10 protein-coding genes and 1 pseudogene are annotated in these 10,305 nt (G+C 61.3%); 2 read left to right on the forward strand and 9 right to left on the reverse strand.

Annotation, left to right across the window (positions count from 1 at the left end):
* Positions 1–316 (forward strand): annotated as a pseudogene (locus ACI94_RS04315) (mechanosensitive ion channel protein MscS); the annotation flags it as partial.
* A gap of 7 nt (positions 317–323) precedes the next feature.
* Here ACI94_RS04315 and ACI94_RS04320 read toward each other — a convergent pair.
* Genes ACI94_RS04320 through modA form a run of 4 tightly spaced genes read right to left on the reverse strand, consistent with a single transcriptional unit; the run spans position 324 to position 3,531 of the window.
* Positions 324–1,382, reverse strand: coding sequence for an ATP-binding cassette domain-containing protein (locus tag ACI94_RS04320; protein WP_209728934.1), 1,059 nt, complete (start codon positions 1,380–1,382; stop codon positions 324–326).
* 9 nt (positions 1,383–1,391) lie between these two features.
* Positions 1,392–2,189: an ABC transporter permease gene (locus tag ACI94_RS04325; RefSeq protein WP_209728932.1), complete on the reverse strand. Its 798-nt coding sequence runs from the start codon at positions 2,187–2,189 to the stop codon at positions 1,392–1,394.
* Entirely contained in the window at positions 2,186–2,689 is a 504-nt protein-coding gene (gene tsaA, locus ACI94_RS04330; RefSeq protein ID WP_209728930.1) for a tRNA (N6-threonylcarbamoyladenosine(37)-N6)-methyltransferase TrmO, read from the reverse strand. The genes ACI94_RS04325 and tsaA overlap by 4 nt, the downstream gene beginning before the upstream one ends.
* Before the next feature lie 26 nt (positions 2,690–2,715).
* Positions 2,716–3,531, reverse strand: a complete 816-nt coding sequence (gene modA / locus ACI94_RS04335; protein WP_209728928.1) for a molybdate ABC transporter substrate-binding protein — start codon at positions 3,529–3,531, stop codon at positions 2,716–2,718.
* A 172-nt stretch (positions 3,532–3,703) separates the two neighbouring features.
* Here modA and ACI94_RS04340 point away from each other — a divergent pair, with 172 nt between their 5' ends.
* Complete coding sequence (locus ACI94_RS04340; protein ID WP_286681146.1) at positions 3,704–4,837, forward strand: putative sulfate/molybdate transporter; 1,134 nt, start codon at positions 3,704–3,706, stop codon at positions 4,835–4,837.
* 279 nt (positions 4,838–5,116) lie between these two features.
* On the opposite strand, the gene ACI94_RS04345 is transcribed toward ACI94_RS04340, so the two are convergent.
* The 5 genes from ACI94_RS04345 to ACI94_RS04365 form a co-directional block, all read right to left on the reverse strand.
* Positions 5,117–6,184: an ABC transporter ATP-binding protein gene (locus tag ACI94_RS04345; protein WP_066956739.1), complete on the reverse strand. Its 1,068-nt coding sequence runs from the start codon at positions 6,182–6,184 to the stop codon at positions 5,117–5,119.
* Positions 6,171–7,052: an ABC transporter permease gene (locus ACI94_RS04350; protein ID WP_083524784.1), complete on the reverse strand. Its 882-nt coding sequence runs from the start codon at positions 7,050–7,052 to the stop codon at positions 6,171–6,173. The genes ACI94_RS04345 and ACI94_RS04350 overlap by 14 nt, the downstream gene beginning before the upstream one ends.
* 400 nt (positions 7,053–7,452) lie before the next feature.
* Positions 7,453–8,538: an ABC transporter ATP-binding protein gene (locus ACI94_RS04355; protein WP_066956736.1), complete on the reverse strand. Its 1,086-nt coding sequence runs from the start codon at positions 8,536–8,538 to the stop codon at positions 7,453–7,455.
* A gap of 4 nt (positions 8,539–8,542) precedes the next feature.
* Positions 8,543–9,238: an ABC transporter permease gene (locus ACI94_RS04360; protein ID WP_286681147.1), complete on the reverse strand. Its 696-nt coding sequence runs from the start codon at positions 9,236–9,238 to the stop codon at positions 8,543–8,545.
* Between the two features lie 62 nt (positions 9,239–9,300).
* The gene (locus ACI94_RS04365; RefSeq protein WP_273258786.1) at positions 9,301–10,278 is read right to left on the reverse strand and encodes a substrate-binding domain-containing protein; all 978 of its coding nucleotides are present in this window, start codon (positions 10,276–10,278) and stop codon (positions 9,301–9,303) included.
* Positions 10,279–10,305 lie beyond the last annotated feature (27 nt).

The following is a 10,305-nucleotide window of genomic DNA, read 5'->3' on the forward strand; positions in this document are numbered from 1 at the left end:
CCTCTTCGATCTGCCCTACATCGGGCGCCTTTCCTCCGATCTCCCCCGCGCCGACCAGGCATTCCTCGAGCCGAAGGTGCAGGTCTCGTCGATCAAGGAGGAGTGGATCAGGCTGACGGTGCGGGTCTGGATACGGCAGATCCACGAGAGGGACAGGATCGTCTCGGAGTACCTGGAACGGGTCGTCGAACGGCTGAAGGCCGAGGACCTCCTCGACGAGAAGAAACTGGAGGAAGAGCCCGGGACGGAACTTGCGGCGTCTCCCCTGGAACGCGCAGCCCATGAGAGGGGTGTCCCACCCGGACAGGCGATGTGAGGGGTGGTCAGGCCTCTTCCGGAGCGCCGGAAGGGTAGACGTGGGCTGACGATGGCCGGAAGGCGAGGTAAACAGCATCGCCCGGGGCGATACCGGCCTCTTCGAACCCCTGCCGGGTCAGCGTCACCTGGAACGGGATCCCCGTATTCACAAAGACCCTGACCAGCCCCCCGTTAGGCCGCACCGAATCGATGCGACCGAGAAAGACATTCTTTTCGTTCTCCGGCAGGGCGGTCTTCGACAGCAGGATATCTTCCGGTCGGATGGCAACGGAGACGGGACCACTGATGGCGTTCTCCACCTGTATCCGGAGATTCCCCACCGCAACCGTCCCGGTGGACGACCCCATCCCGCGAAAGAGGTTCTCCACCCCGACAAAACCCGCGACGAAGTCGGAGTTCGGCCGTCGGAAGATCTCCTCCGGAGTTCCCACCTGAACCACCTCGCCGCCGCGCATGATCGCCACCCGGTCGGCGAGGTCGAAGACCTCCTCGAAGTTATGGGTGATATGGACGATCGTCATCCCGGTTGCCTCGTGAATCCGGGCGAGTTCCACCCGCAGGCTCTCACGCGTCTTCACGTCCAGTGCGGAGAGCGGCTCGTCCAGCAGCAGCGCTTCGGGCTCCATCACCAGTGCCCGGGCGATCGCCGCACGCTGCTGCTCGCCGCCCGAGAGCGTGCCCGGGTAGCGGTGGAGCAGATGGCTGATGTTTAAGAGTTCGGCGCTCTCCTCCACTTTTCCACGGATGAATACGGGGTCGGCGCGGCGGGACTTCAGCCCGAAGCCGATGTTCTCTTCAACGGTCAGGTGCGGGAAGAGCATGTAGTCCTGATAGACCATGCCGATGTTCCTGTCCCGTGCGGGAACGTCCGTGATGTCCCGGCCGTTCAGAAGAATCCTGCCGGCATCGGGGCTGTAGATCCCTGCGATTGTCTCAAGAAGGATCGTCTTCCCTGCACCTGTGGGGCCGAGGACGATGAAGTATTCGCCGTCTCCGATCGAGAGCGAGACGTTCGAGAGCGTAAACTCCCCGAGGCTCTTGGATACCGAATCGATGGTAAGCATGTGTACCTCCTAGTAGACGTGCGTGGCTCCGCCGTAGCGCTCGAAGACGTATAGCGAGACGATCGAGATCATGATGAGGATCGTCGCTGCGGAGATGGCGTACTCGAGCTTTCCGATGGACATGTTCAGGAAGAGGGAGAGCGGGAGCGTCTCGGTCTTCATCCGCGTTGCACCGGCAAGCATCAGCGCGGCGCCGAATTCACCGATTCCCTTTGACCAGGTGATCACCGATCCGGCGAGGAGACCGTTTGAGGACATGGGAAGGGTGACCCGCCAGAAGGCCTGCGCGTCGGTGCAGCCGAGGGTCTTTGCCACGTACTCGTAGCGGGGGTTGACACTCTGAAACGTCGCGCGGGTCACTCGAAGCATGTAGGGCAGGTTCACGAAGAACTGCGCTACGATGATCCCGAGCGGTGTAAAGACGACGGTGAGCCCTGCCGCAGCAAGCGATTTACCTATCGGGGATACTCCGAAGAAGAGCAGAAGCCCCACGCCCGCCACGAGCGGCGGGAGCGCCATCGGGATATCCATCAGCATGTTCATCACTGTCTTGCCCGGGAACGAGTAGCGTGCGAGCGCATAGGCTACCGGCACGGCGACCAGAATGCAGAGGAGTGTGGAGATGACGGAGGTGATGATCGAGAGCCGGACGGCGAACTGGATCTCCTCAGAGAAGAGGGACTCGATGAAGACGCCCATCGGGGAGTGGGTCACCACCCCGAGGATGACCAGCAGAATGAAGATGGCGATGAGGAGAGCGACCGTGATGGTCGCCGCCCGAAAAAAAGAGGGTTTTTTCAGGTTCATGAAGACTCCTCATGTTCCCGGAGGTCCTTTGGCGAGAAACTCCTGACCTTTACCTCCTCGATATGCCGTGCGTCGACCCAACCGCTCCTGACCTCGTCGCGGTGGTCGAACTGGCGGACGTAGGGTTTGATGTCGAGGAGCGGGGTGCCGTCCAGCACGTCGATCCCGCGGACGCGGACGGTGTTGCCCTCGACGGAGACGACCTCGACGAGGGAGATCCCGATCGGGTTCGGGCGGTTGAAGTGGCGTATGGCAAATATCCCCCGCTCTTTGCTGCCATCGACGAACGGGCGCTGGCGCAGGCTAAAGCCGTTCGCCCGATGGAAGTGGTAGAGGAGGATGATGTGTGAGAACCCCTCGACCCCTTCAAGCCCCCCGGCATACTCGGGGAAGACCTCGATCGTCCCCTCCGCTTCGGAGAAGATGCTCTGGATGGGTGTGGTGTCCTGGTCAGTGAACGGCGAGTGAATCGTTCCGATGATCCGGTAGGTGACTTCCATGTGACATCTCTCCTTTCCTGGTTTTATCAGGGTTTGACATCCGCGTAGGTGTCGCTTGGGTAGGTGACGAACCCGTGCCGGGTGAAGATCTCTTTGCCTTCGTCGGAAATGACGAATGCGGTGAACTGTTCGGCTTCAGTGGGATGCTCTGAAGACGTCAGCACCCCGATGGGGACGATCTTGACCAGGTTGTCAGCGTTCGGGATGTAGATGAGGTCCATCTTCTCCGGCACGTAGAGATCCTCCCAGATGATACCAACGTCGGCCTGCCCCATGGAGATGTAGACCAGCAGTTCGTTTACCGTGCCGGAACGGGTCACGACGTTCTTGTTCACGTCATCAAGGAGGTTGTTCTTCGCCAGGAGTTTGTCGGTCAGTTCCCCGATGGCAGTGGCGGTGTCGCCGAGCGCCACCCGAACCCCGGGTTTTGCCATATCCTCAAGACTGGTGATGCCTGCGGGGTTGCCCTTCGGGACGGCGATGACCGGGACATGGTAGACGATCAGGTGCTCCTCCTCGACCAGCCCCTTCTCGCGGGCCGCATCGAAGTAGGCGGTTGCTCCCGGCATGTAGACGTCGCCCATCCCCGTCAGTTCCATCTGGGTAAGGAGGGTGTTCGACCCGCCGAAGATGAAGTTGATCGGGATGCCTGTCCGGTTCGTGAAGGTCGCCGCGATCTCTTCCATCGGTTCGCGCATGCCCGCGCCGCAGTAGACGAGCAGCTCGGGTTTTGTTGTGTCGGTCTCCGCCGGTGTATCGGCGGTAGTTCCGGTACATCCGCATGCGAAAGCGGCGGTTGCTGCGATCAGCAGTCCAGTAATGAGAAGCAGGTGTGCTTTCATAAGAATAATCTCTCAGAGAAGCAAAATAAACGTTTATGGATCAGATCAAATTAAATAAAATAAATTAACAGGATTAATTTTATGGGGTTGGTGATTTGGTTAAATAATATGGCATACCCCGGTCGCCTATCCAAAATACAAAAAGGAAACAAGACATAACAAGAGCTGGACAATGGCGGAGAGCACCGGAACAGGGGGAGGCGGCATCCGGATCACCCTCGAGGAGATCGCCGGAGCCGTTGGCGACTTCGGCACCATCTTCCCCATCCTGCTCGGTGTCGCCATCGTCTGCCCGGACGTGAACGTCAGCCACTTCTTCCTCTTCCTCGCCGCCTGGTACATCATCGCCGGGTTCTACTACCGCCTCCCAATCCCCATCGAGCCGATGAAGGCGATCGGGGCCATCGTCATCGCCGAAGGACTCTGCGGTGCCGAGATCGTGGCTTCGGGCCTCGTCGTCGGCGTGCTCTTCCTGGTGCTCGGACTCGTCGGCGGGATGACGTGGCTCGGGGACCGGATCCCAAAGAGCGTCATCCGGGGCGTCCAGGCGGGGCTTGCACTCGTCCTCCTGGAGACATCGCTTGGCTATATCCTCCCCGACCTCCTTGTTGCGGCGGTCGCGATAGCAATCATCCTTGCCTTCTTCATCGTATCGCAGCGCACCCGGATCCCCGACATCTCCGCACTCCTGGTCCTGATCATTGGGCTTGCCATGGGGATCGCCACGCAGGGGATGCCGCCGTTCCGCCTGATGCCCCTTCCCGCCCTCCTCATTCCGATGCCGACGGACTTCATCGCCGCGACCTGGGACCTTGCGCTGCCTCAGATTCCCCTCACGATTGCAAACGCCATCCTCGCGACATCCCTCCTCACCTACGACCTCTTCCCAAAGAAGGGTGTGGACCCCGACCGGCTCTCCCGGACGATCGGGGTCATGAACCTGGTCTCGACGCCGCTCGGCGGGTTTCCGATGTGCCACGGCGCCGGGGGGCTTGCGGCCATGTACCGGTTCGGCGCGAGGACCGGCGGGGCGAATATCGTCGCCGGAATCTTCATTCTCATCTTCGCCCTTGCCTTCGCCCCGCCGGAGGTGCTGACACTCATCCCGCTCGGGATCTTTGGAGCGCTCCTCGTCTTTGTAGCGATAGAGCTAGGGAAACACAGCATCAAGACGGAGTCCTACCTGGTCACGGCGGTCATCGCGATCCTCACCCTCATAATAGGCCTCACGTTTGCGTTCATCATAGGGATGGTTCTCGCCTACGCTCTCAAGTGGCGGGAAGGCAGCCGGCAGTCCGGGTCGTGACCAGACCGGGGGTTATCATGTTCAGCGGGAGAGACCGCTGAACCACGATACCATAATCGCACTCGGTCTTGTCGCCCCGGCTCGCTCATGACAGCCGCGTTTGCACCGCAGATCTGTCGGGTTGGCGCACGCAGTCAACCACCGAACTTTCGCTTGCGATGCTCGTTATCTTCCCCACAGATGCCCTTCTCTGGTTCGCCTATGGAGTGATAAAGGGAGGCCTTGCCATCGTGGCGGCAAATGGCGCTACAGTCGTCCTGGTCGGCCCCTCCCTCTCGCTTAAGAAAAAGAACGGATAACGTGGACCCCCGTCTCCATCACGGAGAGGGTGACTGGCGTTCCCGGGACAAGGCCCAGGTCCCGCACCGACCGTCGGGTCTGGACCGCAGTGAGCGTGACGCCCGCATCCACCCGCACCTCGGCAATTGGCCCGTTCTCCACGACCGAGACGACCGTGCCGGCCACTCTGTTCCGGGCGCTGGTACGCGGATCATGCCCGACGGAGATGATGAGATCGTCGGCCCGGATGCAGAGGGTGACCTCCTCGCCCGTGGCGGCATCCGTCACCGCCTCGAAGGACCACCCCCCGAGATCCACGATCGCTCGCCCTCCATCGTTTTCGGTCACGATCCCATCCAGGACGTTCTCGATCCCGACAAACCTGGCGACCTCGCGGCTGCGGGGAGTGTTCAGGACGGCCCCCGCCTCCCCCTCGTCCACGAGTTTTCCATCGATGAGCACCGCCATACGAGTGGCGAGGTGGTGCGCTTCCCGCCGGGAGTGGCTCACCTGGACGATGGTGAGCCCGTCCTCCCGGTGGAGCCGCTTGAGATCGGCGATGAACTTCTCCTGCGTGATTGGGTCGAGGGCCGAGAGCGGTTCGTCGAGGAGGAGGATATCCGGTTTCACCGCGATAGCCCGTGCAAGCGCCACCCGCTGCTGCTCGCCGCCGGAGAGGGATCCCGGGTAGCGGTCGGCGAGGTGACCGATCCCGAACCGCTCGAGGAGTGGGACGACCTCGGCACGGGCCTCATTCTTTCGCATTCCCCGCACCCGGAGGCCGTATGAGACGTTGTCCACGACCGTCATGTTCGGAAAGAGCGAGTAGTCCTGGTAGACGAGGGCGATCCCCCGTTTCTCCGGAGGGAGGGTGGTGATCTCGGTGCCTCGAAGGAGGACGCGGCCGCTGTCCGGCCGGTGGAGTCCGGCAATCACTTCGAGGAGGACTGTCTTTCCTGCACCCGAAGGCCCGACGATGAAGTAGTAGTCGCCCATACCGATTGTCAGGCTGACGTCGTCAAGCGAGAACGAGCCGAGATTGAGCGAGACGCGGTCAAACTCTATCATCGTACCTCCCTAAGTACCGGGTCATCCTCCGCAGAAGGTAGAATACCCCAAGACTGACCAGGATGACCGTAAATGCGATGCTCCTGCTCGTGTAGATTCCATCAGTCGTGAAGAAGTAGTAGATCAGCGTCGATATGATGAACGGGTAGTAGGCGATCATGACGACGCCGGCAAACTCCCCAATGGCCCTTCCCCAGGCGAGAACGGCTCCGCTGTACATGTGCCGGAGGCTTAAAGGAAGGGTGACCGTTCGAAACGCTGTGAATGTGTCCGCCCCGAGCGTGCGGGCAACGTTCTCCATGTGGACCGGCACCATCTCGAATCCCTCGCGCATGGTATTGATGAAGAACGGGGAAGAAACAAAGAGCATCGCAACGATCGTTCCCGGCAATGCATCCTCAAACGCGAGCCCGATCTCCGAGAGCGGCGCGCCGAGCCATCCCCGGCGCATGAAGAGGAGGTAGACAAGCAGGCCCGCCACGGTGTGCGGCAGGATGAGGGGGATGTCGACGATGCTCTCGACGACCCCTTTTAAGCGGGAAGGACGGGATCGCGCAAGGACGTAGGCGAGCGGGGTCCCAAAGAGGATAAGGAGGAGGACGGCGCTCGCTCCCGCACCAAACGTGAGGAGGATCGAGTGGATCACTTCCGACGATAGTGCCACCTCAAGGAGGTGAGCCGGATCGGCGAGTTCCGTCATCGCTATGTTCGCGAGCGCAAGCACCGTGATCCCGACGATCAGACCGCCAAGGACGCAGAACCATACGGTGCACCAGTCCACGTACCACCCACGGTGCTCTTTCCACCGGGTAACGGCCGTCTTCCTATCTGCCGGGAAAGGATCGGATGAGAGCGTTTCGGTCTTCATGGTTGTGATGCTGCTGAATGCCCAAATAGGTGCAGTGTTGAGATTCACCAGAAAATGAGGTGAGGATCAGGCCTTGCTCGCAACAAGCGACTGGAAAGCGCGAGGTACGCTGCCGTAGCTGCCTGCAGGCACGATCGGAGGCTGGCCGTCGTTGGTGCAGGGGTCCGAATATTGGTGTCGGACGCCGGGTCGGTCACCGTCGCCCCAATACGGCCGGAGAATTGGACCCCGGCAGCGGCGTTTTGAGAGATAAACGCGCTTGGAGGGGTTATCTTCATGAAGAAATTCTTTTGAAAACTCCATTGTTAAAGGTATTCATTCAGGATGGAGTTAATGTACGATAATTAACGCAGGAGTCCCTGAAGGAGCAGGGACCAGGCGGTATCGCTTTGAATCTGACTCAAGACCCCTCCATCGGGATAAGATGAACCGCCTTTGCCTGAAGAGAGACCCAGACCTCCATCCCTTCGTGAAGTTCAAGGGCCTCCGCCCTCCTCGCGGTCACGAGCGCGGAGAGATCGCACCCGCAGTTCACCGTAACGTTCACGAACGGCGCCGTGGACTCGATCCGGACGATCGCGGCGGAGAAGAGGTTCTCCGCCTCCTCGTAGCCGGGTTTTCTCCGGTGCAGGGAGATGTCTTCCCCGCGGATGACCATCTCCACTTCGTCGGCGGGCGGCGGGGTCGCCGAGAGGATCTCCTTTCCTCGCGCCTCCACGACGGTGAGGCCCCCGCGCCGGGAGACGACCCGGCCCGGGATGATGTTTTGAACACCCACGAACCGGGCAATCCGCCGGTTCTTCGGCGCATGGAATATCTCGCTTGAACTTCCTGTCTGGGCGATCGTGCCGTCGATCATCACGGCGATCCGGTGGGCGAGCCGCTGCCCCTGCATAAGGTCGTGCGTACTCATGATGACCGTCGTCCCGGCTTCGCGGTTCAGTTGCGTCACGATCGCTTCGATGGTGGCGGTCGAGCCCGGGTCCAGGTTCGCCGTCGGTTCGTCCAGGAAGAGGATCCGGGGATCTGTCACGAGCACCCTCGAGAGCGCCACCCGCTGCTGCTCGCCACCGGAGAGATCGGTCGCACGGCTCTTTATGCAGCGGGAGAGACCGACGGCCTCGAGGGCCTCCTTCACCCGCCGATCGACCTCGTCGGCGGGGGCCCGGCGGTAGCGCAGCCCCATCGCGACATTATCGTAGACGGATGCATTGAAGACGACCGGTCTTTGAAAGAGCATTCCCATCTGGCGGCGCAGATCGAGCCAGCGACCGCGCTCCCTCGCCACATCGATCCCAAAGATCGAGAGTTCTCCTCCGTTTGCCGGCTCGATGAGGTCGAGAATCCGGAGGAGCGTGCTCTTCCCCGAGCCGCTCGGGCCGATCAATCCTACGATCTCTCCTTCCTCGACCGAGAGGTCGACGTCGTACAGAACCCTCAGATCGCCGTAGAACTTCGTGATATTGTGTGCTTCGATGATTGTCATGGCATCACCGCCGTTGTACGAGAGAGAGGGCGATATTCACGCCGAGCGCCACCGCAAGGAGGATGATCCCGAGCGCAATCGAGAGGGAGTAATTTGCCATCGATGTGTTGAGCGCGATCGCCGTGGTGAGGACACGGGTGGCGCCCCGGATATTCCCGCCGACGATCATCACCGTCCCCACCTCGGCGATCGCTCTCCCGAAGCCGAGAAGGATGCCGGCCATGACCGCGAACCGTGCCTCCGCGATGATGGTCAGGACCGTCTGAAACCTGCTCGCACCAAGGGCGGTGATCGTGTAGCGCTTGTCCCGATCGATCCCCGAGAGCGCCGTGACTGTCAGTCCCATCAGGAGCGGTATGATGAGGACGGTCTGGGCGGCGATCATGCCGCCGGGGGTGTAGAGGAGGCGAAGGAACCCGAAGGGGCCGACGTTTGAGAGGAGGAGGAACACGACCAGACCCACGATGACCGTCGGGAGGGCATAGAGCGTCTGGAGCGTGGAGATGACCGCGTGCTTGCCCCGGAAATCGTAGAAGTAGATGAGCGCGCCGAGAGGCAGGGCGATCAGCGCGGCAAAGAAGGTGGCGGTGAGGGAGATGTAGAGCGATCGGATGGTGATCTCCACCACCTGCGGGTCGAGGGCGATGATGAGCTCGACGGCCTCGATGAACCCCTCGATGATAGGGTTCCCATTCACCATGCGCCCTTGCCCTCCGTCGCCCTGCCAATCACCTCATCCACGTCTCCCCTATCTTTCCTGCTTTAAGTTGGGGTGGGCACCGGCTCCGCGCAGGTGCAGTTGAACGGCGGCTCCGTGCATTCTGGGGCATAAAGCGGCGTAAAGAGCGGTTTACCGAACTCCTCGGCACCGAACTCACCGATCATCTGCTTAGTCTCGTTCGTGGTGAGCCAGTTGATGAAGTCCGCGGCACCCTGCGCGTTCACACCCGGATGCATTGCGGGATTGACCGCAATCGCACTGTAGCGATTGAGAAGTTCGGCCCCTTCGGCGATGACCGGCACGAGATCGAGGCGATCGGCAAATGAGAGGTAGGTCCCCTCATCAGAGAGCGTGTAGGCCTGCTGCTCGTTTGCAAGGATCAGGGTGTCGCCCATGCCCTTGCCCGCCTCGACGTACCAGGCTCCGGAGTCAACGATCTCGGTCTCATAGTCGTAGCCCGCCTCCTCCCAGAGCGCCTTCTCCTGGTTGTGGGTCCCGGAGTTGTCGCCGCGGGAGACGAAGGCGACGCCTGCCGTCCCGTTCGTACCGGCGGCGTAGATCGTCTGGAAGGCCTCCACCGGGGTCATGTTCGCAATCCCGGCCGGGTCGGACGCCGGGCCGACGATGATGAAGTAGTTGTAGGCGATGCATCGCGGGTTGATGCCGTAGCCTTCGTCGATGAACTGCTGCTCGAGATCCGGGGAGTGAACGAGGACGAGATCGACATCGCCGCGCCTGCCCGAGTCGATGGACTGTCCGGTTCCCTGAGCGATGAACTGAAGGTCCACTCCGGTCTCGCTCTCGTAAACTCGTTCGAGCTCCGCAAGCAGCCCGGTGTTCTCAAGGCTTGTCGTGGTGGCTATCCGGAGCACGTTCGCCCCGCCGGCGGGAGCGGGTGTCGCCGTTCCGGCCGGGGTCTCGTTTCCGCCCGGCGCCGGGGTGGTGCATCCCGCAGCGAGAGCGAGGATGAAGAGGATCGTGATGGCCCCCGCCATCAGAAGAGTTGCATTCGTCTTCATAGCAACGCGTCTGGATGTTCAGTTGAT

Origin of the sequence: Methanoculleus sp. DTU007 (assembly GCF_001512385.1) — an archaeon.
Classification (GTDB): Archaea; Halobacteriota; Methanomicrobia; order Methanomicrobiales; family Methanoculleaceae; genus Methanoculleus; species Methanoculleus thermophilus.

Coding starts and splice junctions, on each gene's coding strand:
- ACI94_RS04320 (WP_209728934.1), bottom strand. CDS start 1,382: ATGCTTACCATCGATTCGGTATCCAAGAGCCTCGGGGAGTTTACGCTC.
- ACI94_RS04325 (WP_209728932.1), bottom strand. CDS start 2,189: ATGAACCTGAAAAAACCCTCTTTTTTTCGGGCGGCGACCATCACGGTC.
- tsaA (WP_209728930.1), bottom strand. CDS start 2,689: ATGGAAGTCACCTACCGGATCATCGGAACGATTCACTCGCCGTTCACT.
- modA (WP_209728928.1), bottom strand. CDS start 3,531: ATGAAAGCACACCTGCTTCTCATTACTGGACTGCTGATCGCAGCAACC.
- ACI94_RS04340 (WP_286681146.1), top strand. CDS start 3,704: ATGGCGGAGAGCACCGGAACAGGGGGAGGCGGCATCCGGATCACCCTC.
- ACI94_RS04345 (WP_066956739.1), bottom strand. CDS start 6,184: ATGATAGAGTTTGACCGCGTCTCGCTCAATCTCGGCTCGTTCTCGCTT.
- ACI94_RS04350 (WP_083524784.1), bottom strand. CDS start 7,052: ATGAAGACCGAAACGCTCTCATCCGATCCTTTCCCGGCAGATAGGAAG.
- ACI94_RS04355 (WP_066956736.1), bottom strand. CDS start 8,538: ATGACAATCATCGAAGCACACAATATCACGAAGTTCTACGGCGATCTG.
- ACI94_RS04360 (WP_286681147.1), bottom strand. CDS start 9,238: ATGGTGAATGGGAACCCTATCATCGAGGGGTTCATCGAGGCCGTCGAG.
- ACI94_RS04365 (WP_273258786.1), bottom strand. CDS start 10,278: ATGAAGACGAATGCAACTCTTCTGATGGCGGGGGCCATCACGATCCTC.